The 22,076-nt window shown below is 61.6% G+C and carries 20 protein-coding genes and 1 pseudogene; 15 read left to right on the forward strand and 6 right to left on the reverse strand.

Features of this window, described 5'->3' with window-relative positions; translation table 11 throughout:
• Positions 1 to 119: 119 nt before the first annotated feature.
• The 3 genes from AACY31_RS01520 to rpmE form a co-directional block, all read right to left on the reverse strand.
• On the reverse strand, positions 120 to 1,388 hold the full coding sequence (locus tag AACY31_RS01520; protein WP_058542650.1) for a malic enzyme-like NAD(P)-binding protein: 1,269 nt from the start codon (positions 1,386 to 1,388) through the stop codon (positions 120 to 122).
• 185 nt (positions 1,389 to 1,573) lie between these two features.
• A complete protein-coding gene (locus AACY31_RS01525; RefSeq protein ID WP_339481032.1) occupies positions 1,574 to 2,356 on the reverse strand; it encodes a thermonuclease family protein in 783 nt (260 codons plus the stop codon).
• Between the two features lie 41 nt (positions 2,357 to 2,397).
• A complete protein-coding gene (gene rpmE / locus AACY31_RS01530; protein ID WP_339481033.1) occupies positions 2,398 to 2,619 on the reverse strand; it encodes a 50S ribosomal protein L31 in 222 nt (73 codons plus the stop codon).
• 292 nt (positions 2,620 to 2,911) lie between these two features.
• On the opposite strand from rpmE, the gene AACY31_RS01535 reads away from it, so the two are divergent.
• The 10 genes from AACY31_RS01535 to AACY31_RS01580 all read left to right on the forward strand — a co-directional run bounded on the left by AACY31_RS01535 (position 2,912) and on the right by AACY31_RS01580 (position 16,146).
• Positions 2,912 to 5,131 (forward strand): primosomal protein N', encoded by a 2,220-nt coding sequence (locus tag AACY31_RS01535; protein ID WP_339481034.1) that lies wholly within the window; start codon positions 2,912 to 2,914, stop codon positions 5,129 to 5,131.
• A gap of 210 nt (positions 5,132 to 5,341) precedes the next feature.
• Positions 5,342 to 7,078 (forward strand): arginine--tRNA ligase, encoded by a 1,737-nt coding sequence (argS, locus tag AACY31_RS01540; RefSeq protein ID WP_339481035.1) that lies wholly within the window; start codon positions 5,342 to 5,344, stop codon positions 7,076 to 7,078.
• Position 7,079: 1 nt separating this feature from the next.
• Positions 7,080 to 7,784 (forward strand): SPOR domain-containing protein, encoded by a 705-nt coding sequence (locus AACY31_RS01545; protein ID WP_339481036.1) that lies wholly within the window; start codon positions 7,080 to 7,082, stop codon positions 7,782 to 7,784.
• Positions 7,785 to 8,084: 300 nt separating this feature from the next.
• On the forward strand, positions 8,085 to 8,615 hold the full coding sequence (gene hslV / locus AACY31_RS01550) for an ATP-dependent protease subunit HslV (protein ID WP_003196958.1): 531 nt from the start codon (positions 8,085 to 8,087) through the stop codon (positions 8,613 to 8,615).
• A 56-nt stretch (positions 8,616 to 8,671) separates the two neighbouring features.
• Positions 8,672 to 10,009 (forward strand): ATP-dependent protease ATPase subunit HslU, encoded by a 1,338-nt coding sequence (gene hslU / locus AACY31_RS01555; protein WP_339481037.1) that lies wholly within the window; start codon positions 8,672 to 8,674, stop codon positions 10,007 to 10,009.
• Between the two features lie 224 nt (positions 10,010 to 10,233).
• Positions 10,234 to 10,611: a DUF971 domain-containing protein gene (locus AACY31_RS01560; RefSeq protein WP_339481038.1), complete on the forward strand. Its 378-nt coding sequence runs from the start codon at positions 10,234 to 10,236 to the stop codon at positions 10,609 to 10,611.
• Between the two features lie 278 nt (positions 10,612 to 10,889).
• Positions 10,890 to 12,569, forward strand: a complete 1,680-nt coding sequence (gene phaC, locus AACY31_RS01565; protein WP_339481039.1) for a class II poly(R)-hydroxyalkanoic acid synthase — start codon at positions 10,890 to 10,892, stop codon at positions 12,567 to 12,569.
• 243 nt (positions 12,570 to 12,812) lie between these two features.
• Positions 12,813 to 13,670 carry a poly(3-hydroxyalkanoate) depolymerase gene (gene phaZ / locus AACY31_RS01570; RefSeq protein ID WP_339481040.1) on the forward strand — a complete coding sequence of 286 codons (858 nt, stop codon included), beginning with the start codon at positions 12,813 to 12,815 and terminating at the stop codon, positions 13,668 to 13,670.
• Between the two features lie 112 nt (positions 13,671 to 13,782).
• Positions 13,783 to 15,465 carry a class II poly(R)-hydroxyalkanoic acid synthase gene (gene phaC, locus AACY31_RS01575; protein WP_339481041.1) on the forward strand — a complete coding sequence of 561 codons (1,683 nt, stop codon included), beginning with the start codon at positions 13,783 to 13,785 and terminating at the stop codon, positions 15,463 to 15,465.
• Between the two features lie 60 nt (positions 15,466 to 15,525).
• A complete protein-coding gene (locus AACY31_RS01580) occupies positions 15,526 to 16,146 on the forward strand; it encodes a TetR/AcrR family transcriptional regulator (protein ID WP_339481043.1) in 621 nt (206 codons plus the stop codon).
• Between the two features lie 112 nt (positions 16,147 to 16,258).
• Here AACY31_RS01580 and AACY31_RS01585 read toward each other — a convergent pair whose 3' ends face one another.
• From AACY31_RS01585 to AACY31_RS01595, 3 genes are all read right to left on the reverse strand, one after another.
• Entirely contained in the window at positions 16,259 to 17,131 is an 873-nt protein-coding gene (locus tag AACY31_RS01585; protein ID WP_339491343.1) for a phasin family protein, read from the reverse strand.
• A gap of 10 nt (positions 17,132 to 17,141) precedes the next feature.
• Positions 17,142 to 17,564, reverse strand: a complete 423-nt coding sequence (locus tag AACY31_RS01590) for a phasin family protein (RefSeq protein ID WP_046064121.1) — start codon at positions 17,562 to 17,564, stop codon at positions 17,142 to 17,144.
• 270 nt (positions 17,565 to 17,834) lie between these two features.
• On the reverse strand, positions 17,835 to 18,110 hold the full coding sequence (locus AACY31_RS01595; protein WP_339481046.1) for a polyhydroxyalkanoic acid system family protein: 276 nt from the start codon (positions 18,108 to 18,110) through the stop codon (positions 17,835 to 17,837).
• Positions 18,111 to 18,265: 155 nt separating this feature from the next.
• Between AACY31_RS01595 and ubiE the strand changes: the two genes are divergently transcribed.
• The 5 genes and pseudogenes from ubiE (at position 18,266) to AACY31_RS01620 (ending at position 22,066) form a co-directional block, all read left to right on the forward strand.
• Positions 18,266 to 19,036 carry a bifunctional demethylmenaquinone methyltransferase/2-methoxy-6-polyprenyl-1,4-benzoquinol methylase UbiE gene (gene ubiE, locus AACY31_RS01600; protein ID WP_003196937.1) on the forward strand — a complete coding sequence of 257 codons (771 nt, stop codon included), beginning with the start codon at positions 18,266 to 18,268 and terminating at the stop codon, positions 19,034 to 19,036.
• Positions 19,036 to 19,660, forward strand: a pseudogene (locus AACY31_RS01605) (ubiquinone biosynthesis accessory factor UbiJ). Before ubiE ends, AACY31_RS01605 begins: the two are co-directional and overlap by 1 nt.
• The gene (gene ubiB / locus AACY31_RS01610; protein WP_339481049.1) at positions 19,657 to 21,261 is read left to right on the forward strand and encodes a ubiquinone biosynthesis regulatory protein kinase UbiB; all 1,605 of its coding nucleotides are present in this window, start codon (positions 19,657 to 19,659) and stop codon (positions 21,259 to 21,261) included. Before AACY31_RS01605 ends, ubiB begins: the two are co-directional and overlap by 4 nt.
• A gap of 81 nt (positions 21,262 to 21,342) precedes the next feature.
• Positions 21,343 to 21,741, forward strand: a complete 399-nt coding sequence (hisI, locus tag AACY31_RS01615) for a phosphoribosyl-AMP cyclohydrolase (protein WP_003196931.1) — start codon at positions 21,343 to 21,345, stop codon at positions 21,739 to 21,741.
• Positions 21,734 to 22,066 carry a phosphoribosyl-ATP diphosphatase gene (locus AACY31_RS01620; protein ID WP_003186671.1) on the forward strand — a complete coding sequence of 111 codons (333 nt, stop codon included), beginning with the start codon at positions 21,734 to 21,736 and terminating at the stop codon, positions 22,064 to 22,066. Before hisI ends, AACY31_RS01620 begins: the two co-directional genes overlap by 8 nt.
• Positions 22,067 to 22,076: the final 10 nt, after the last annotated feature.

Consider the following 22,076-nt stretch of genomic DNA (forward strand, 5'->3'; position numbering starts at 1 on the left):
CAATCGCGAGCAGGCTCGCTCCCACAGGGGTGGGCTTGCGGCGGCTACACGAAACCCAAAGCAACAAAAAAGCCCCGACTCACAGGAGTCGGGGCTTTTCGTTGAAGCGCTACAACGGCTTAGCCGTTGAACACATCATCCACGCTCTTGAGCGGGTAGTTCTTCGGATACGGCAGGGTGGCCACACCCGTCTCGATGGCGGCCTTGGCCACGGCGTCGGAGATCAGGGTGATCAGGCGGGCGTCCATTGGTTTCGGAATGATGTACTCACGACCGAATTCCAGCTTGATGCCGCCGTAGGCGTCGCACACTTCCTGAGGCACCGGCAGCTTGGCCAGTTCGCGCAGGGCGTTGGCGGCCGCGACTTTCATTTCTTCGTTGATGCGCTTGGCGCGAACGTCCAGTGCACCGCGGAAGATGAACGGGAAGCCCAGTACGTTGTTGACCTGGTTCGGGTAGTCCGAACGGCCGGTGGCCATGATCACGTCGTTGCGAGTCGCGTGAGCCAGTTCCGGGGCAATTTCCGGGTCCGGGTTCGAGCACGCGAACACGATTGGGTTCGGCGCCATGCGCAGCAGGTTTTCCGCGCTCAGCAGGTTCGGACCCGACAGGCCGACGAACACGTCGGCACCGTCCAGCGCGTCCGCCAGGGAGCGCTTCTCGGTCGCGTGGGCGAACACGGCCTTGTACTGGTTCAGGTCGTCACGGCCGGAGTGGATCACGCCGGTACGGTCGACCATGAAGATGTTTTCGATCTTGGCGCCCATGCTCACCAGCAATTTCATGCAGGAGATCGCCGCAGCGCCGGCGCCGAGGCAGACGATCTTGGCTTCCGGCAGGGTCTTGCCGGCGATTTCCAGGGCGTTGATCATGCCGGCCGCGGTGACGATCGCGGTGCCGTGCTGGTCATCGTGGAATACCGGAATGTCGCACTGCTCGATCAGGGCGCGCTCGATCTCGAAGCACTCAGGTGCCTTGATGTCTTCCAGGTTGATGCCGCCGAAAGTGATGGAGATGCGCTTGACGGTGTCGATGAAGGCTTGCGGGCTCTCGGAATCGACTTCGATGTCGAATACGTCGATACCGGCGAAGCGCTTGAACAGCACACCCTTGCCTTCCATGACTGGCTTGGAGGCCAATGGGCCGAGGTTACCCAAGCCAAGAATCGCGGTGCCATCGGAAATGACTGCAACCAGGTTGCCTTTACCGGTGTATTTGTAGGCCAGTTCAGGGTCGCGAGCGATTTCGCGGACTGGTTCGGCTACGCCGGGGCTGTAGGCCAGCGACAAGTCGCGAGCAGTAGCGGTGGCCTTGGTGAGCTCGACACTCAGCTTCCCTGGACGAGGATTAGCGTGATATTCGAGAGCGGCAGTTTTCAGATCAGACATGTGGGCATTCCGCTTTTTACTGTGTTGGACAGACGGACCGCCGAGGATACGCGCCTCGCAAAGTCCCCACAAGACTGACCAGTCACTGCTGTCAAGCGCCCTACCCTACGACTTTGGACCAATAGCCGCGAAACACAAGGGCTACATGCATACAATTTACCAATAAAATGTCTACAACCTTCCTCTTACAAGACCGTTTGAAGCATGGCAGGATCGGTCAGCGGCAACATCCATCGCGCCTGCCCAGCCTTGTTGCCGCCACGTCGGGCACGGTCGACGACCCAGCCACGGGCCTCGATTTTTCGGCCCTTTAGCCGCTCCAGGGCCGAGGCGTCGAAGTGCCTCTGCACACCGGGCGCAATGTGCAAGACAACCGCCCCCCGCAATTCAATCCAGATGCCACCACGATTGCGCCGCACGCTTTCGACACGTCCGCTCGTCAGCACAAAACCAGGCGCATTGATTTGCTCCGCTCGCACGACGGGCGATTTTTTCCAGAGGCCGGTTCCAGCTTGCCGCGCATGACGTTCGGCCATTTGCTGGCAACTGACCAGGTCGACGTTCGGCGCGACCGCCACCAGAAACCCCAGCCCTTCGGCAATCAACCGCTCCTCGAGGTTCTCGCCCTGGGTGTTGTAGACATGGGCCAGCGTGCGGCCGTAATCGTCGCGGTCGTCCTTGCCAGGCAATACGCCCACCCGGCCACCGCTGGCGGCCACCAGAGCTTCGAGTCGCTGACGCGCCGCCACGGCGAACGGTTCGTCGGCGCGGCCTCGCTTGCCCAGCTCCGGACTATTGAGCCCAATCATCCGAATGCGTCGGCCATCCTCCAAGTACAAGGTGTCGCCATCCACCACCCGCTGCACCGCCACCTGGGGCAGGTTGCCCGGCGAAGGACAGGACGCCTGGGCACCACTGAGCCAAATCGCAGACACAAAAAAGGCGCCCACAAGGGACGCCTTTTTCATCGTTCTGGAGCGGTCGAGACGACCATCCAAAATGATCAGCCTCAGGCTTTTTTGGTAGCGCCAAAAGCACCGAAACGATCGGCGAACTTCTGAACACGGCCGCCGGTATCCAGAGTCTTTTGCTTGCCGGTGTAGAACGGGTGGCATTCGTTGCAAACGTCGATCGCCATCGCTTTGCCGTAGGTCGAACGCGTTTCGAACTTGTTGCCGCAGCTGCAGGTTACGGCAATTACTGGGTATTCCGGATGGATATCGGTTTTCATGCTCTTTTCCTCAGGCTAGCGTGCCGCCACCCAACACTATTGTTGAATACCGCACGTAATTAGGCCGCGGATTCTACCAGACAACATCAATCACGCAAGCTATGACTTGTACCAACCGTCTGCTAGGCTCCCGGCCTCATGCGCAAGCTCTTTTGTGGGAGCGAGCCTGCTCGCGATGGCGGAGTGTCAACCTATCTCCATGTGGCTGATTCTACCGCTATCGCGAGCAGGCTCGCTCCCACAGGGGTTGTTCCAGCTTTCTGAATTCATCCGTTTATCGAGACCCTCCCGCGTGCCCGACGCCATCCTGCGCCTCGCCTTGCCTTCGCCACTGCGCCGTCTGTTCGACTACCGCGCCCCGGCCGGGGTCCTGCGCGCCCAGCTGCACCCGGGCATGCGCCTGCGGGTGCCGTTCGGTCGGCGGGAGATGATCGGTATCCTGGTGGAGGTCACCGACCACAGCGAGGTCCCGGCCGACAAGCTCAAACCAGCCCTGGCCCTGCTCGACGCCACACCACCGCTGCCCGCCGCGCTGTTCAAGTTATGCCTGTGGACGTCCCAGTATTACCAGCACAGCCTCGGCGACACCCTGAGTTGGGCGCTGCCGGTGCTGCTGCGCCAGGGCGAACCGGCCGAGCCGCGCCAGGAGCGGTTCTGGTCGGTAGCCCCCGGCGCCTCGCAGGACGATCCACGCATCGCCCGCGCCCCGCGCCAGCGTGAGGCCTTGACGACCCTGGCCCAGCATCCCCACGGCGTGGCGCATCAATTGCTGAGCAAACTGATGCTCAGCAAGGACAGTCTCGATCTACTGCTGGCCAAGGACCTGGTGCAGGTGGAAGTGCGCAGGCACGCCCCCGGTGCCCGCCATGAACATTGGCTGGCCCAGCCGGAACTGCCGCTCAACGCCGAACAGCGGGCTGCTTGCGAAGCGATTCGCGCAGGCTTCGACAGCTATCACGCCTTTCTGCTGGCAGGTGTCACCGGCAGCGGCAAGACCGAGGTCTACCTGCAACTGATCCGCCAGACCCTGGAAGCCGGCAAGCAGGCGCTGGTGCTGATTCCGGAAATCAACCTCGGCCCGCAAACCCTGGCGCGCTTCGAACAGCGCTTCAACGCCCGGATCGCCCTGGTGCATTCGGCGGTCAACGACCGCGAACGCCTGGAGGCCTGGCTCGCCGCCCGTGACGGCGAGGCCGATATCATCATCGGCACCCGCTCGGCCCTGTTCACACCGATGAAGGACCCAGGCCTGATCATCATCGACGAAGAACACGACGGCTCTTATAAACAGCAAGAAGGCCTGCGCTACCACGCCCGCGACCTGGCACTGGTGCGCGCCCGCCAGGAAAACATCCCAATCGTCCTCGGCTCGGCCACGCCATCGCTGGAAAGCCTGCACAACGCCTACACCGGCCGCTACGGCCTGCTACGCCTCAACGAAAGGGCCGGCGGCGCCAAGCAACCGCGCTTCCTGCGCCTAGACGTGAAAAGTCGCCCGCTGGACAGCGGTATTTCCGGGCCGATGCAGCAAGCCATCGGCCAGACCCTGGCTGCCGGACAGCAGGTCCTGGTGTTCCTCAATCGCCGCGGTTTTGCCCCGACCCTGCTGTGCCACGACTGCGGCTGGATGTCCGGCTGCGAACGCTGCGATGCGCGGATGACCGTGCATCAACGCCATGGCGAGTTGCGTTGCCACCATTGCGGCCACGTCGAGCGCGTGCCAAGGCACTGTCCCCAGTGCGGCAAAGTGGACTTGCGCCCGGTCGGCGCCGGCACCGAGCGTGCCGAAGAACGACTGGGCATCCTGTTCCCCGATTACCCGGTACTGCGGGTGGATCGCGACAGCACTTCGCGCAAGGACGCGATGAACCAGTTGTTTGCCACGATCCAGAAAGGCCAGCCGTGCATCCTGGTGGGCACGCAGATGCTCGCCAAGGGGCACCACTTCCCACGGGTCACACTGGTGTCGATCCTCGACGCCGATGGCGGGCTGTTTTCCGGTGATTTCCGCGCCAGCGAGCGCATGGCGCAACTGATCGTCCAGGTCGCAGGTCGGGCCGGGCGAGCCGAGGAGCCGGGCAAAGTGATCATCCAGACCCACCTGGCCGATCATCCATTGCTGATCCAACTGACTGAGCAAGGCTATTTCGCCTTCGCCGAACAAGCCTTGAGCGAACGCCGCAGCGCCGGCCTGCCGCCCTTTGCCCACCTGGCATTGTTGCGGGCCGAAGCCCATAAGCCGGGGCAGGCCGAAAGTTTTCTCGATGAGGCCTGCAGCGAGGCAGAGCGCTTGCTGGCGGAGCAGAACCTCACCGGCATCGAACTCTTGGGGCCGGTGCCGGCGCCGATGGAACGGCGAGCCGGGCGCTATCGCGCGCAGCTTTTATTACAGGCCAATGCCCGGGCACCGCTGCATCGACTGCTGAGCGCCTGGCTGCTGGTGCTGGAACAGATGCCCAGCGGGCGGGCGGTGCGCTGGTCGCTGGATGTGGATCCGGTGGATTTGTATTGACCCAAGCATCGTCATCGCGAGCAGGCTCGCTCCCACAGGGAATCGCATTCCAATGTGGGAGCGAGCCTGCTCGCGATGACGGCCGAATAATCACCACACATCCCCAACCGACCCGCTACAGTTGGCAAGCTCGCCCGCGCCACGGATAATGCCCAGTTTTTCCACCAGCGCATCGAAGCGCCGCCGCGCCTGCGGTTGAAAGAGAAGACCATGAAAGACACCATTCGCCAGCTCATCCAGCAAGCCATCACCCAACTCGTCACTGAAGGTGTGCTGCCAGAAGGCCTGTCGCCGGCGATTCAGGTCGAAAACACCCGCGACAAGACCCACGGCGATTTCGCCAGCAACATCGCGATGATGCTCGCCAAGCCGGCTGGCATGAAGCCACGAGACTTGGCGGAGAAAATCATCAATGCCCTGCCGGCCGACGAGAACGTCAGCAAGGCTGACATTGCGGGCCCCGGCTTCATCAACTTCTTCCAGAACACTCAGGCCCTGGCTTCGCGCCTGGATGCGGCCCTGGCCGATGAGCGCATTGGCGTGCGCAAGGCCGGCCCGTTGCAGCGCACCGTGGTCGACCTCTCGGCCCCCAACCTCGCCAAGGAAATGCACGTCGGCCACCTGCGCTCGACCATCATCGGCGACGGCGTGGCCCGGGTCCTGGAGTTTCTTGGCGACACCGTGATCCGCCAGAATCATGTCGGCGACTGGGGCACCCAGTTCGGCATGCTGATGGCTTATCTGCAGGAAAACCCGATCACCAGCGACGAATTGTCGGACCTGGAGAACTTCTACCGCGCCGCCAAGCAACGCTTCGACGAGTCGCCCGAGTTCGCCGACCGGGCCCGGGGCCTGGTGGTCAAGCTGCAGGCCGGCGATGCCGAGTGCCTGGTACTGTGGAGCAAGTTCAAGGACATCTCCCTGTCTCACTGCCAGAAAATCTACGAGCTGCTGAACGTTAAATTGACCATGGCCGACGTGATGGGCGAAAGCGCCTACAACGACGACCTGATCAACGTGGTCAACGACCTCAAGGCCAAAGGCATGCTGGTGGAAAGCAACGGCGCCCAGTGCGTGTTCCTCGACCAGTTCAAGACCGCCGATGGCGAGCCGCTGCCGGTGATCATCGTCAAGGCCGACGGTGGCTACCTCTACGCCACCACCGACCTGGCAGCCGTGCGCTACCGTAACGGCGCGCTCAAGGCCGATCGGGTGCTGTACTTCGTCGATCAACGCCAGGCCCTGCACTTCCAGCAAGTGTTCGAAGTCGCACGCCTGGCCGGTTTCGTGCCCCACCCAATGGACATGGAGCACATGGGCTTTGGCACCATGAACGGCGCCGACGGCCGCCCGTTCAAGACCCGTGATGGCGGCACGGTAAAGCTGATCGACCTGCTGACCGAGGCCCAGGACCGCGCCTACACCCTGGTCAAGGGCAAGAACCCCGAGCTGGCCGAAGACGAACTGCGCAAGATCGCCAAGGTCGTGGGCATCGACGCGGTGAAATACGCCGACCTGTCCAAGCACCGCACCAGCGACTACAGCTTCAACTTCGACCTGATGCTCAACTTCGAAGGCAACACCGCCCCGTACCTGCTGTACGCCTACACCCGCGTGGCGGGGGTGTTCCGCAAGCTGGGCAAAAACTTCAATGAAGTGGACGGTCAGATTGTGCTTGAGGCCCCTCACGAACAGGAACTGGCGGCGAAGCTGGCGCAGTTCGGTGAAGTGTTGAATAACGTCGCCGACAAGGGCACACCGCACACCCTGTGCGCCTACCTGTACGATGTCGCCGGCCTGTTCTCCAGCTTCTACGAGAACTGCCCGATCCTCAACGCGCAAACCCCAGAGCAAATGCAGAGCCGCCTGCGTCTCGCCGCACTGACCGGGCGGACGCTCAAGCAAGGCCTGGAACTGCTGGGCCTGGAAACCCTGGAGCGCATGTAAGTTGGCCGCCAAGAAAAAACCTGCACCCAAACGCGGCGCCAGTCGTTACCAGCCTCCTGCCAAACAACCGATTCCGGGCTGGTTGTGGATGGCCATCGGCCTGACCGTCGGCGCTTTCATTGTGTTTCTGATGAAGCTGGAGCCGGGCCAGGGCGATGACGTCAAGCGCGTCCGGCAAGAGCAGCAGAAAGCCACGCGGATCGCCGAGGCCAACAAAACCCCGCCGAGCCCGACACAACCGGTGAAGCCGAAGTACGACTTCTACACCTTGCTGCCGGAATCGGAAGTCATCGTGCCGCCCGAGGCCGTGCCGGAGAAAACCCTGCCGACGCCGCAAGTGCCCCAGGTGCCCACCACCCCGGTGACCCCGGCCGAAGCGGCGAAGATCGACACCGCTCGCGCCCAGGCGGCCCTCGCCGGCATCACGCCGCCACCGGCCCCACCGGTGCAGAAAGCCGCGCCGGTGACGAAGTTCTTCCTGCAGGCCGGTTCGTTCCGCAAGGAAGCCGACGCCGACAAGGTCCGGGCGCAGATCATTCTGCTGGGCCAGTCCGTGTCGGTGGAGTCCGGCACCGTGCGGGACGAGACCTGGTACCGGGTACTTGTCGGGCCGTTCAGCAACCGTGAGGAACTGACCAAGGCCCAAAAACAATTGGCCGGTAGCGGTTTCAGCAATCTGTTGTTACAACAACGCCAGAGCCGCTGATTTCTACAGAGAACACCTGTGGCTGCAAGGCTTTCGCGGCCACGGGACCTGTAGGAGCTGCCGAGCGGAGCGAGGCTGCGATCTTTTGATCTTTTGATCTTTTGATCTTTTGATCTTTTGATCTTTGATCGTTTGATCTTTCGCTTGAGATTCAAGTGTTTTTGGAAAGATCGCAGCCTCGTTGCACTCGACAGCTCCTACGCGCCTCGCACCACTCGTCCCCCGCAGTTGAAAAAACCCACGCCACCCCCATATGAGTTCCATCCGGGCATTTTCGCCCCGCTGCGTGGAGACTCTCCCTTGACCACCATCGTTTCAGTCCGCCGTCATGGCAAAGTCGTCATGGGCGGCGACGGCCAGGTTTCACTGGGCAACACCGTGATGAAAGGCAACGCGAAGAAAGTCCGCCGCCTGTATCACGGCGAAGTCATCGCCGGTTTCGCCGGGGCCACTGCCGACGCCTTCACTTTGTTCGAGCGTTTCGAAGGCCAGCTTGAGAAACACCAGGGCCACCTGGTCCGTGCCGCCGTGGAACTGGCCAAGGAATGGCGCACTGACCGCTCCCTGAGCCGCCTCGAAGCCATGCTCGCGGTCGCCAACAAGGACGCCTCCCTGATCATCACCGGCAACGGCGACGTTGTTGAACCCGAAGACGGCCTGATCGCCATGGGTTCCGGCGGCGCCTACGCCCAGGCTGCGGCCAGCGCCCTGCTGAAAAAAACCGACCTGTCGGCCCGTGAGATCGTCGAGACTGCCTTGGGCATTGCCGGCGACATCTGTGTCTTCACCAACCACACCCAGACCATTGAGGAGCAGGACCTCGCGGAATAAGCCTGTCCAGGCGACCCACGCCACGGCCCATTCTTGCTTGAGGACCACCCATTATTATGTCCATGACTCCCCGCGAAATCGTCCACGAACTCAACCGCCATATCATCGGTCAGGACGATGCCAAGCGCGCCGTCGCCATCGCCCTGCGTAACCGCTGGCGCCGGATGCAACTGCCCGAAGAACTGCGCGTCGAAGTGACCCCCAAGAACATCCTGATGATCGGCCCGACCGGTGTCGGTAAAACCGAGATCGCCCGTCGCCTGGCCAAACTCGCCAACGCACCGTTCATCAAGGTCGAAGCCACCAAGTTCACCGAAGTCGGCTATGTCGGCCGCGACGTCGAGTCGATCATCCGTGACCTGGCCGATGCCGCCATCAAGCTGCTGCGTGAACAGGAAATCACCAAGGTCCGCCACCGCGCCGAGGACGCCGCCGAAGAGCGCATCCTCGACGCCCTGCTACCGCCGGCGCGCATGGGTTTCAACGCCGACGCTGCCACGACCCAGGACTCCAACACCCGCCAACTGTTCCGCAAGCGCCTGCGCGAAGGCCAATTGGACGACAAGGAAATCGAGATCGAAGTGGCCGAAATGGCCGGCGTCGATATTTCCGCGCCGCCAGGCATGGAAGAGATGACCAACCAGTTGCAGAGCCTGTTCGCCAACATGGGCAAGGGCAAGAAGAAAAACCGCAAGCTCAAGGTCAAGGAAGCGCTGAAACTGGTGCGCGATGAAGAAGCCGGCCGCCTGGTCAACGAAGAAGAGTTGAAGGCCAGGGCGCTGGAGGCGGTCGAGCAGCATGGCATCGTGTTCATCGACGAAATCGACAAGGTCGCCAAGCGCGGCAATGTCGGCGGAGCCGATGTGTCCCGCGAAGGTGTACAACGCGACCTGCTGCCGCTGATCGAAGGCTGCACGGTCAACACCAAGCTGGGCATGGTCAAGACTGACCACATCCTGTTCATCGCCTCCGGTGCGTTCCACCTGAGCAAGCCGAGCGACCTGGTGCCGGAGCTGCAGGGTCGCCTGCCGATCCGCGTCGAGCTCAAGGCGCTGACGCCGGAAGACTTCGAACGCATCCTCAGCGAGCCCCACGCATCCCTGACCGAACAGTATTGCGCGCTGCTCAAGACCGAAGGCCTGAACATCGAGTTCACGCCAGAAGGCATCAAGCGCCTGGCCCAGATCGCCTGGCAGGTCAACGAGAAGACCGAGAACATCGGTGCCCGTCGTCTGCACACGCTGCTCGAACGCCTGCTCGAGGAAGTGTCGTTCAGTGCTGGTGACCTGGCGAGCACCCACAACGAAGCGCCGATCCTCATCGACGCCGAGTACGTCAACAACCACCTGGGTGAGCTGGCGCAGAACGAAGACCTGTCGCGGTATATCCTGTAAGCCACACGACGTGTGAGCGGGCTCCTATGGCGAGGGAGCTTGCTCGCGCTGGGCCCTGTAGGAGCTGTCGAGTGCAACGAGGCTGCGATCTTTCCACGACCCATTGAGTCTGGCGTGAAGATCAAGATCAAAAGACCGCAGGCTTCGCCAGCTCCTACACCGTCCAGCGGGAGCAAGCTCCCTCGCCACATAGCGTTCACATAAGGCTTCAAGAGGACGATCCCATGACCAAACTCCCCAGCGCCATCAACTTGCACAAAGCCTCCAAGACCCTGACGCTCAAATACGCGCCAGACGAGGAGTATCACCTGCCCGCCGAATTCCTGCGGGTGCACTCGCCTTCCGCCGAGGTCCAGGGCCACGGCAAACCCATCCTGCAATACGGCAAGCTCAACGTTGCCCTGACCAAGGTCGAACCGGCCGGCCAATACGCACTGAAACTGACCTTCGACGACGGCCACGACAGCGGTCTGTTCACCTGGGACTATCTCTACCAGCTAGCGGTGCGTCAGGAAGACTTGTGGAGCGATTATCTTGGCGAACTCAAGGCCGCCGGAAAAACCCGCGATCCGAACGAGTCCGTCGTCAAGCTGATGCTCTAACTCAAGGGCTGGCGCTTTAGGGCGAATTTTCTAGACTCATCTGCTTGAATGCCCGCGCGGCAACGTCAATGACTGGCCTGCTTGCGAAAAAAATTAAACTCGGGTAACCAATGGAGCTGGCAAGTTACCTGCAAAGGAACCGCCGAGTTCCTGGCATACGTTTCCTCATTGGCCCTCGATGCGGAATTAATGGTCACCCGAGCAGCGTACCTGGTATCGGCTGTGTGGCTTCATGGCACGATCCGGGTACTCGTCTGAAGGACAATGGAGCGTCGTAGATGAGCAACAAGAACAACGATGACCTGAAGTATCAAGCCTCGGAAAATACCCTGGGGCTGAATCCCGTCGTCGGCTTGCGCAGAAAAGATCTGCTGGCCTCTGCCCGCATGGTGCTGACCCAGGCCATCAAGCAACCGCTGCACGGCGTCAAGCACGTCGCCCATTTCGGCGTCGAACTCAAGAATGTCCTGTTCGGCAAATCCGAACTGCAACCGGCCGGCGACGACCGTCGCTTCGCTGACCCGGCGTGGAGCCAGAACCCACTCTACAAACGTTACCTGCAAACCTACCTGGCGTGGCGCAAGGAGCTGCACGCCTGGATCGACGACAGCAACCTCTCGCCCGCAGACATCAGCCGTGGGCATTTCGTGATCAACCTGATGACCGAAGCCATGGCCCCGACCAACTCGGCGGCCAACCCGGCAGCAGTCAAGCGCTTCTTCGAAACCGGCGGCAAGAGCCTGCTGGATGGCCTGTCCCACCTGGCCAAGGACCTGGTGCACAACGGCGGGATGCCGAGCCAGGTCAATATGGGCGCGTTCGAGGTCGGCAAGAGCCTGGGCGTGACCGAAGGCGCCGTGGTGTTTCGCAACGACGTGCTGGAGCTGATCCAGTACCGCCCCATCACCGAGCAGGTCCACGAGCGACCGCTGCTGGTGGTGCCGCCACAGATCAACAAGTTCTATGTATTCGACCTGAGTCCGGACAAGAGCCTGGCACGCTTCTGCTTGCGCAGTAACGTGCAGACCTTCATCGTCAGTTGGCGCAACCCCACCAAGGAGCAGCGCGAGTGGGGCCTGTCGACCTACATCGAGGCGCTCAAGGAGGCGGTGGACGTGGTCACGGCCATCACCGGCAGCAAGGACGTGAACATGCTCGGCGCCTGCTCGGGCGGCATCACCTGCACCGCGCTGCTGGGCCATTACGCCGCTCTCGGCGAGAAAAAGGTCAATGCCCTGACCCTGCTGGTCAGCGTGCTCGACACCACCCTGGACACCGACGTGGCGCTGTTCGTCGACGAACAGACCCTGGAAGCGGCCAAGCGCCATTCCTACCAGGCCGGCGTGCTCGAAGGTCGCGACATGGCCAAGGTGTTCGCCTGGATGCGCCCCAACGACTTGATCTGGAACTACTGGGTCAACAATTACCTGTTGGGCAACGAGCCGCCCGTCTTCGACATCCTGTTCTGGAACAACGACACCACGAGGCTGCCGGCGGCGTTCCACGGCGACCTCATCGAAATGTTCAAGAACAACCCACTGATCCGCCCCAATGCACTGGAAGTGTGCGGCACGCCCATCGATCTCAAGCAGGTCACCGCCGACATCTTCTCCCTGGCCGGCACCAACGACCACATCACGCCATGGAAGTCCTGCTACAAGTCGGCGCAGTTGTTTGGCGGCAAGGTGGAGTTCGTGTTGTCGAGCAGCGGGCATATCCAGAGCATTCTCAACCCGCCAGGCAACCCCAAGTCGCGCTACATGACCAGTGATGACATGCCCGCCAAGGCCGAGGACTGGCAGGAGAACTCAACCAAGCACACCGACTCCTGGTGGCTGCATTGGCAGGCCTGGCAGGCCGAGCGCTCGGGCAAACTGAAAAAAGCCCCTACCGTGCTGGGCAACAAGGCCCACCCGGCCGGTGAAGCGGCGCCCGGCACTTATGTGCATGAGCGGTAATGGATACAACTCGTCTGGCGCGGGAGTGGGCTTGCTCACGAAAGCACTTTGACAGCCGACATTAACGGTGAATGCAAGGCCGTCTTCGCGAGCAAGCCTGCTCCCACATTGGGTTGTGCTGTGAACATGAGTTTCAGGTTCGCAACCGATCCAATGTGGGTGCGGGCTCGCTCGCGAAGGTCGCGACTCGGTCTAACAGACCGAACACAGGTAACCCGAGACATGACCCACAGGGCTTGAAGCATGCCGCAACCGTACATCTTCCGTACCGTCGATCTGGATGGCCAGACCTTGCGCACCGCGGTACGTCCCGGCAAGCCTCACTTGACGCCGCTGCTGATTTTCAACGGCATCGGCGCCAACCTCGAGCTGGTGTTCCCGTTCATCCAGGCCCTGGACCCGGACCTGGAAGTCATCGCCTTTGACGTACCCGGTGTCGGCGGTTCATCGACGCCCAGGCGGCCGTATCGCTTTCCTGGCCTGGCCAAACTCACCGCGCGAATGCTTGATTACCTGAACTATGGGCAGGTCAACGTGATCGGCGTGTCCTGGGGGGGCGCCCTGGCCCAGCAGTTCGCCCATGACTATCCCGAACGCTGCAAGAAGCTGGTACTGGCAGCCACGGCGGCCGGGGCGGTGATGGTGCCAGGTAAACCGAAGGTGCTGTGGATGATGGCCAGCCCCCGACGCTACATTCAACCGTCCCATGTGATGCGTATCGCCCCACTGATCTACGGCGGCTCGTTCCGCCGCGACCCGAGCCTGGCGGCCAGCCATGCGGCCAAGGTTCGTTCGGCGGGCAAGCTCGGTTATTACTGGCAACTGTTCGCCGGCCTGGGCTGGACCAGCATTCATTGGCTACACAAGATCCACCAGCCGACCCTCGTGCTGGCCGGCGACGACGACCCGCTGATCCCGCTGATCAACATGCGTATGCTGGCCTGGCGCATTCCCAACGCCCAACTGCACATCATCGATGACGGCCATCTGTTTCTGATCACCCGGGCCGAGGCAGTGGCGCCGATCATCATGAAATTCCTGGAGGAAGAACGTCAGCGCGCAGTGATGCATCCGCATCCCTCGCCGCTGGGCGGCGGCTGAAACCGCCTATTAGCGCCTGGCAGGACGCCGGACCGCGCAGCGACCCGAAACAGCGACTATGTTGTCTGGTTCGGTGTGTTTGTTTTTAGCCTGATGACGAAGGAGTTGACTCATGCGCGACAAACCGGCGAAGGGTTCCATGCCCGCCCCTGCCAGCTTCATCAACGCACAAAGTGCGGTCACCGGCCTGCGTGGCAGGGACTTGCTGTCGACTTTGCGCAGCGTCGCCGCACACGGCTTGCGCAACCCGGTGCACAGTGCCCGGCACGCGTTGAAACTGGGCGGCCAACTGGGCCGCGTGCTGCTGGGCGAGACCCTGCACCCCAGCAACCCCAACGACCCGCGTTTTGCCGATCCCACCTGGCAGCTCAATCCGTTCTACCGCCGCAGCCTGCAGGCTTACCTGAGCTGGCAGAAACAGGTGACGAGCTGGATCGACGAAAGCACCATGAGCCAGGATGACCGCGCCCGCGCCCACTTCGCCTTCGCCCTGCTCAACGACGCCGTTTCGCCGTCCAACACCCTGCTCAACCCGCTGGCGGTCAAGGAACTCTTCAACTCCGGCGGCACCAGCCTGGTTCGAGGCCTCAGCCATCTGGTGGACGACCTGCTGCACAACGACGGCTTGCCGCGACAAGTCACGCCCCATGCCTTTGAAGTCGGCAAGACCCTGGCGACCACCCCCGGTGCGGTGGTGTTTCGCAACGAATTGCTCGAGCTGATCCAGTACCGGTCCATGAGCGAAAAGCAATACGCCAAGCCGTTGCTGATCGTGCCGCCGCAGATCAACAAGTTCTACATTTTCGACCTGAGCCCTTCCAACAGCTTCGTCCAGTACGCCCTGAAAAACGGTTTACAGGTCTTTATCATCAGCTGGCGCAACCCTGACGTACGCCACCGCGAATGGGGCCTGTCCAGCTACGTCGAGGCCGTGGAAGAGGCCATGAACGTTTGCCGGGCGATCACTGGCGCCCGTGAAGTCAACCTGATGGGCGCCTGCGCCGGGGGCATGACCATAGCCGCCCTGCAAGGCCACCTGCAAGCCAAGCGCCAGCTACGCCGGGTCGCCAGCGCCACCTACCTGGTGAGCCTGCTGGACAGCCAGATCGACAGCCCGGCCACGCTGTTCATCGACGAGCAGACCCTCGAAGCCGCCAAGCGCCGCTCCTACCAGAAAGGCATCCTCGATGGCCGCGACCTGGCCCGGGTGTTCGCCTGGATGCGCCCCAACGACCTGATCTGGACTTACTTCGTCAACAACTACCTGCTAGGCAAGGAGCCGCCGGCCTTCGACATCCTCTACTGGAACAACGACTGCACCCGGCTGCCGGCGGCTTACCACGGCGATCTGCTGGACTTTTTCAAGCACAACCCACTGACCCATCCCGGTGGCCTGGAAGTGTGCGGAACGCCCATCGACCTGCAGAAAGTGACGGTGGACAGCTTCAGTGTGGGCGGCATCAATGACCACATCACGCCGTGGGACGCGGTGTATCGCTCGACCCTGTTGCTGGGTGGCGAAAAACGCTTCGTGCTTTCCAACAGCGGCCACGTCCAAAGCATCCTCAACCCACCGGGCAACCCCAAGGCCAACCACATCGAAAGCGCGAAAATGAGTAGCGACCCACGGGCCTGGTATTACGACGCCAAGCATGTCGAAGGCAGTTGGTGGACCCAATGGCTGGGCTGGATCCAGGAACGTTCCGGCGCCCAGCACGAAACCCAGATGACCTTGGGCAATGTGAACTACCCGCCCCTGGACGCAGCTCCCGGTACCTATGTTCGCGTGCGCTGAAGGCCTTACCCCACGGCCAGGCGATTGGCCGTGGCATGACTTGATCATTAAGAAGACCGGATGAAAACCCGCGACCGCATCCTTGAATGCGCCCTGCAATTGTTCAACGAAAAGGGCGAACCGAACGTCTCCACCATGGAAGTTGCCAACGAAATGGGCATCAGCCCGGGCAACCTCTATTACCACTTCCATGGCAAGGAACCGCTGATCCTCGGGCTGTTCGAGCGATTCCAAAGCGAACTGGCACCGCTGCTGGACCCTCCGGCGGACGTGCAGTTGGCGCCGGAAGACTACTGGCTGTTCCTGCACTTGATCGTCGAGCGCCTGGCGCAGTACCGCTTTCTGTTCCAGGACCTGTCGAACCTGGCCGGGCGCCTGCCGAAGCTGGCCAAGGGCATCCGCCAGTTGCTCAATGCCCTGAAGCGCACCCTCGCCTCACTGCTGGCGCAGCTCAAGGCCCAGGAAATGCTGATCAGCGACACCCAAGCCTTGGGGCAACTGGTGGAGCAGATCACCATGACCTTGCTGTTCTCCCTGGACTACCAGCGGATCCTGGACCGCGAGGGCGAGGTGCGACTGGTGGTCTACCAGATCATGATGCTAGTGGCCCCGCACCTGCCACCCGCGGCCAAGGTGGCGACTGAGCAACTGGCGTTGCGCTACCTGGAAGAACACGACTAACCACTGGCTGTGACAGATCCATTGTGGGAGCAAGCTCGCACACAGGTTGACCTGCTTACAAACAAAAACGCCCGACCTTCACAGGCCGGGCGTTTTTGCATGTCCCGCAGAATCAGGACTGGGTGGTAGGCGTCGTTGGAACCGGCGCTGGAGTTGGCGTGGCGACCGGGGTCGGAGCGGCGGCGGAGTTCGCCGTGCTCGTCGGGGTCGCCGGTTTGGCGGCCGCGGTCGGCGCCTTCGGTGCAGCGGCTTTTGACGCGGCCGGCTTTTTCACGGCCGGTTTTTTCGCCGCAGCAGGTTTGGCCGCCGCTTTTGCCGCAGGCTTGGCGGCGGGTTTCGCTGGCGGTTTGGCAGCCGCCGTTTTAGCCGCGGGTTTGGCCGCAGGCTTGGCTGCCGTTTTAGCCGCAGGTTTGGCCGCTACCGGTTTGGCCGTCGCCTTGGCAGCAGGCTTGGCCGCAGCCGTTTTAGCCGCGGGCTTGGCCGCTGCTTTCGCCGCAGGTTTGGCCAGTGGCTTGGCCGCCGTTTTAGCAGCAGGCTTGGCCGCCACAGCCTTGGCTGCCACCGGGGCGACTTTCGCGCCAGTGAGTTTTTCGATCTGCTTGGTCAGGGTGTCGACCTTGCTGTGCAGTGCCTTGACTTCACTACGGCTCGGCACACCCAGGCGCGAAATCGCACTGTTCAGGCGTTTATCGAAAGCCCCTTCCAGTTCGTCCCATTTGCCCAGTGCACGATCCTTCACGCCGCCGATTCGCGACTTGGCGGACTCGGCGGAGCCCTTGGCGGCATCAACTTGTTTGCCGACCGCCGTCTTGGTGAGTTTTTCGGCCTTCTCGCCGTCCTTAACCAGGGACTCGAAGAGCTTGCTGCCGTCAGTGTCGATCTTCGAGTACACGCCTAAACCAGCAAGCCAGATTTTGCGGGAATACTTTTCAATTTTCCCGGCCCACGAGCTGCCCTCTTTTTCTGTGATTTTTTTGCCAGCCATCCCGTTCTCCTTAATGTTTACGCGCGACACGTTCGAGCAATGCTGTCAGCTCATCGAGCTTAGCAGAGAGTGTCTCAACGTCATGTTTAGACGGAATGCCGATACGATTCAAGGCACTTGCAACACGGGCATCGAATACCTTCTCGACTTTATCGAGTTGTACTTCAACCCGAGCCTTGAAAGTATTGACCTCGCTCTTGGCTTCAATCAATTCACTGTTGGCCGCTTCAAGTTTCCCGGCAATTTTCTTTTTGCCTTTGGTTTCAATAACTTCGCCAGCCTTTACCAGCTCCTGGAAGTACTCGCTGCCTTCCTGGCCAACCTTCGTGTAGGCGCCCAGGCCAGCCAGCCAGATCTTGCGCGCGTACGTTTTCACGTCACTGAGCGTGGAAGATTCAACGTCGGTTTTTTTCTTCAGAATAACTTTGGCCATGGTGCACCTCACTCGAAAAAAGGTTTGAGGAACTGCCCGCACATGGACGGGCTCAGGCACAAAGTAGTGACAATAATTAGAAAGGGCACCCTAACAACTGACACAAAACCTGAGGGCGATGACTTTCAATGTGAGAGCGAGCCTGCTCGCGATTGCGGTGAACCCGCAACATTGATGTTGAATGACACACCGCTATCGCGAGCAGGCTCGCTCCCACAAGAGGATGGGTGGTGAACTTGAGTCATGCATTCCACCCACCCTTTCGATCAATCAGGCCAACGCCTTATCCAGTGCTTTTTCGATTTCGCTCTTGATCGTGCCGCCCATGGCCGACATCAACATGCCCAGCTCCACGTCGACGCGGATCGAGTCCTCGCCCACATGCACTTCGCCCTTGACCCCGGAACGCTTGAGTTTCAGGGTGTCGCCCACCCACTGCGGCTCCAGGCCATAGCTGTCGGACAACTTCTGCGCCAGCTTGTCGGCCTTCTCTCGCGCCGCTTCCTTGCCCAGGCCATGGGCACGCTCAACAGTTATACGGGCCATCGGGTGACTCCTGTTTTATCGGGACTTGCCTGAACGTTTCAGACCCTGGCTGCGTCAAAACGTCCCGGCGGTAGCCCATCTTACCTTCAGCCTTGCCAAGACAAAGCCCTCTACCGGGATTAGAATGTCCCGCATTCTTTTTTGGTGACCGCGATATGACTGATCAGCGCAAAGGCAGCGATGCCGAACCCACCACTCACTTCGGCTTCAAGAACGTGCCGGAAAGCCAGAAAGCGGAAAAAGTCGCTGAGGTTTTCCATTCCGTCGCCGCCAAGTACGACTTGATGAACGACCTGCTCTCGGGCGGCATGCACCGCTTGTGGAAGCGTTTCGCGATCGAACTGTCGGGCGTGCGCAGCGGCAATCGCGTACTGGACATCGCCGGCGGCACGGGCGACCTGACGAAGAAGTTTTCCCACATCGTCGGGCCCACCGGCCAGGTGGTCCTGGCCGACATCAACGAATCCATGCTCAAGGTCGGTCGCGACCGCCTGCTGGACCTGGGTGTGGCCGGCAATGTCGAGTTCGTCCAGGCCGACGCTGAGAAGCTGCCGTTCCCCGACAACCATTTCGACTGTGTGACCATCGCCTTCGGCCTGCGCAACGTCACCCACAAGGAAGATGCCCTGCGCTCGATGCTGCGAGTACTCAAGCCTGGTGGCCGCCTGCTGGTGCTGGAGTTCTCCAAGCCCACCAACGCGCTGATGTCCAAGGCCTATGACGCCTACTCGTTCGCCTTCATGCCGCTGATGGGCAAGCTGATCACCAACGACTCGGAAAGCTATCGCTACCTGGCCGAATCGATCCGCATGCACCCGAACCAGGAAACCCTGAAGTCGATGATGGTCGAGGCCGGTTTCGACCGCGTGACCTACCACAACATGACCGCAGGCATCGTCGCCCTACACCGCGGCATCAAACCCTGATGCTGCTCACCGGCCTGCTCGCCAGCGTCGAACTGGGCCTCAACCGGGTGCTGCGCCTGGACAGCACGGCGCTCGCGCGCCTGGCGCGCTTGAGCGGCCGCGTGATCGCCGTCGACTGCCGTAGCCCGGCGTTGCGGTTGTTCATCCTGCCCAGCGACGAAGGCCTGATGCTCGCAGCACACTGGGAGGCCGAGGCCGACTGCACGCTGCGCGCCCCGGCGTCGAGCCTGCTGAACCTGGCCTTGGGCAAGGATAAGACCGCGGTGCTGCACAGCCCCGACGTGACGCTCGACGGCGACAGCGGTGTACTGCTGGAACTGGCGGCGATTCTCCAGGACCTGGAGCTGGACTGGGAATACGAAGTGTCCCGCTGGATCGGTCCGGTGGCGACCCAATTGCTCAGCGGCCATTTGCGCAGCCGCAGCCAATGGTATCGGCAGGGGTTCGCCAGCCTGGGGCAGAATCTGAGTGAATACCTGGCCGAAGAATCGCGTACCCTCGTAGGCCAACGCGAAGCCCAAGCCCGTTTTAATGAACTGGACCAGGTCAAACTTGACCTGGAACGTCTCGAGGCGCGTTTCGAGCGCCTTTCCCGATCCCTTGAAACCAAGCGATAACGCATGAAGCTGCTTGCCGTCCGCCGTTTGTTGCGCATCCAGCGCGTCGTGATCCGCTACCGCCTTGATGACCTGCTGTTCGCCCTGCCACTGCCCTGGTTTCTCCTGGCCCTGCGCTTCGTGCTGCCCTGGCGCTGGTTTCCCCGGCGAACGCTGGACCTGAGTCGCGGTGCGCGCTTGCGCCTGGCCCTGCAGGACCTGGGGCCAATCTTCATCAAGTTCGGGCAGATCCTTTCGACCCGTCGCGACCTGTTGCCCGAAGACATCGCCGATGAACTGATGCGGCTGCAAGACCGCGTGCCGCCGTTCGATTCCAAGGTTTCGGTGGCGCTGATCGAGGAACAACTGGGCAAGAAGGTCGGCGAAGTCTTCAGCCGTTTCGATGTCGAGCCCCTGGCTTCAGCCTCCGTCGCCCAGGTTCACGCCGCCCAACTCAAGAGCGGCGAAGAAGTGGTGGTCAAGGTCATCCGCCCGGGCCTCAAGCCGATCATCGCCCAGGACCTCGCCTGGTTGTTCATCCTCGCCCGCGCCGCCGAGCGGCTGTCGGCCGATGCCCGCCTGCTGCACCCGGTGGACGTGGTCCAGGACTACGAAAAAACCATCTACGACGAACTCGACCTGCTACGCGAGGCGGCCAACGCCAGCCAGTTGCGTCGCAACTTCGAAGGCTCGCCGCTGCTGTACGTACCGCAAGTCTATTGGGACTGGTGTCGACCGAAAGTATTGGTGATGGAGCGCATCTACGGCATCCAGGTCACCGACCTGGCCACCCTGGCCGACCAGCGTACCGACATGAAAATGCTCGCCGAACGCGGCGTGGAAATCTTCTTCACCCAGGTGTTTCGCGACAGCTTCTTCCACGCCGACATGCACCCGGGCAACATTTTCGTCAGCACGGTGCAGCCGTGGAGCCCGCAATACATTGCCATCGACTGCGGTATCGTCGGCAGCCTGACCCCCGAAGACCAGGACTATCTGGCGCGCAACCTGTTCGCCTTCTTCAAGCGTGACTACCGTCGCGTCGCCCAACTGCACATCGATTCGGGCTGGGTGCCGGCCGAGACCAAGCTCAACGAATTCGAAGCGGCGATCCGTACCGTCTGCGAACCGATTTTCGAAAAACCGTTAAAAGATATTTCCTTCGGCCAGGTGCTGATGCGCCTGTTCCAGACCGCGCGACGTTTCAACATGGAAGTCCAGCCGCAGTTGGTGCTGTTGCAGAAAACCCTGTTGAACATCGAAGGCCTCGGCCGCCAGTTGTACCCGGACCTCGACCTGTGGAACACCGCCCAACCGTTCCTCGAACGCTGGATGCGCGAGCGCGTCAGCCCCAAAACCTTGCTGGGCAACGTGCAGAGTCAGTTCGAGCAGCTCCCCCACCTGGCCAACATGACCCGCGACCTGCTCGAACGCATGTCCCAACCCCACGCACACGACCCGACGCCACCGTGGCACCGACGCAAGGACGACTGGCTGTTGCGCCTGCTTGGCGCAGCTCACCTGGGGGGCGGCGCGGTGCTGGCGACCGGCGGGCCGCTGAGCCAACTGGGTCACTGGCCGGCCGGTATCATGATGCTGGTAGGTCTGTATCTGGTCGTTCGCCGATAGCCAGCACCGGTTCGCGCTGGCACACTGTTTCAACGCTGGGCCCGCCGACATCAGGTGCGCGGCCCATGGTCGGAGTCAAAGATGAAAAACTGGCAGGACGAGATCAAGTGGGACGCTGACGGCCTGGTGCCGGCCATCGCCCAGGACCACAAGACCGGGCGCGTATTGATGATGGCCTGGATGAACCGCGAAGCGCTGGCCTTGACCGCCGCCGAGAACCGCGCCATCTATTGGTCACGTTCCCGTGGCAAGCTGTGGCGCAAAGGTGAAGAGTCCGGGCACGTGCAGCACCTGCATGAGATGCGCCTGGACTGCGACGGCGACGTCATCATCCTGATGGTCGAGCAAGTCGGTGAGATTGCCTGCCACACCGGCCGTCAAAGCTGCTTCTATCGCGTCTTCGAGAACGGCGACTGGAAAACCGTCGACCCGGTGCTCAAGGACCCGCACGCCATTTATTCAGGACATACCCATGAGTGACACCCTGACCCGCCTGGCCCAGGTGCTGGAAGAGCGCAAGGGCGCCGCGGCCGACAGTTCCTATGTCGCCAGCCTGTACCACAAGGGCTTGAACAAGATTCTGGAGAAAGTCGGCGAAGAGTCGGTCGAGACCATCATCGCCGCCAAGGACGCCGCCATCAGTGGCGATTGCAGCGACGTGATCTACGAGACCGCCGACCTGTGGTTCCACAGCCTGGTCATGCTGGCCCAACTGGGGCAGCATCCGCAGGCCGTACTGGATGAACTGGACCGTCGCTTCGGTCTGTCCGGGCACGTCGAGAAAGCCTCGCGCCCGTCCGCCTGATCAACTTTTG

The organism is Pseudomonas sp. RL_105y_Pfl2_101, assembly GCF_963970585.1.
Classification (GTDB): Bacteria; Pseudomonadota; Gammaproteobacteria; order Pseudomonadales; family Pseudomonadaceae; genus Aquipseudomonas.

Bases quoted from the DNA above. Each gene is read 5' to 3' on its own strand.
- AACY31_RS01520 (WP_058542650.1), bottom strand. From the start codon at position 1,388: ATGTCTGATCTGAAAACTGCCGCTCTCGAATATCACGCTAATCCTCGT.
- AACY31_RS01525 (WP_339481032.1), bottom strand. From the start codon at position 2,356: ATGAAAAAGGCGTCCCTTGTGGGCGCCTTTTTTGTGTCTGCGATTTGG.
- rpmE (WP_339481033.1), bottom strand. From the start codon at position 2,619: ATGAAAACCGATATCCATCCGGAATACCCAGTAATTGCCGTAACCTGC.
- argS (WP_339481035.1), top strand. From the start codon at position 5,342: ATGAAAGACACCATTCGCCAGCTCATCCAGCAAGCCATCACCCAACTC.
- hslU (WP_339481037.1), top strand. From the start codon at position 8,672: ATGTCCATGACTCCCCGCGAAATCGTCCACGAACTCAACCGCCATATC.
- AACY31_RS01560 (WP_339481038.1), top strand. From the start codon at position 10,234: ATGACCAAACTCCCCAGCGCCATCAACTTGCACAAAGCCTCCAAGACC.
- phaC (WP_339481039.1), top strand. From the start codon at position 10,890: ATGAGCAACAAGAACAACGATGACCTGAAGTATCAAGCCTCGGAAAAT.
- phaZ (WP_339481040.1), top strand. From the start codon at position 12,813: ATGCCGCAACCGTACATCTTCCGTACCGTCGATCTGGATGGCCAGACC.
- phaC (WP_339481041.1), top strand. From the start codon at position 13,783: ATGCGCGACAAACCGGCGAAGGGTTCCATGCCCGCCCCTGCCAGCTTC.
- AACY31_RS01580 (WP_339481043.1), top strand. From the start codon at position 15,526: ATGAAAACCCGCGACCGCATCCTTGAATGCGCCCTGCAATTGTTCAAC.
- AACY31_RS01585 (WP_339491343.1), bottom strand. From the start codon at position 17,131: ATGGCTGGCAAAAAAATCACAGAAAAAGAGGGCAGCTCGTGGGCCGGG.
- AACY31_RS01590 (WP_046064121.1), bottom strand. From the start codon at position 17,564: ATGGCCAAAGTTATTCTGAAGAAAAAAACCGACGTTGAATCTTCCACG.
- AACY31_RS01595 (WP_339481046.1), bottom strand. From the start codon at position 18,110: ATGGCCCGTATAACTGTTGAGCGTGCCCATGGCCTGGGCAAGGAAGCG.
- ubiE (WP_003196937.1), top strand. From the start codon at position 18,266: ATGACTGATCAGCGCAAAGGCAGCGATGCCGAACCCACCACTCACTTC.
- ubiB (WP_339481049.1), top strand. From the start codon at position 19,657: ATGAAGCTGCTTGCCGTCCGCCGTTTGTTGCGCATCCAGCGCGTCGTG.
- hisI (WP_003196931.1), top strand. From the start codon at position 21,343: ATGAAAAACTGGCAGGACGAGATCAAGTGGGACGCTGACGGCCTGGTG.
- AACY31_RS01620 (WP_003186671.1), top strand. From the start codon at position 21,734: ATGAGTGACACCCTGACCCGCCTGGCCCAGGTGCTGGAAGAGCGCAAG.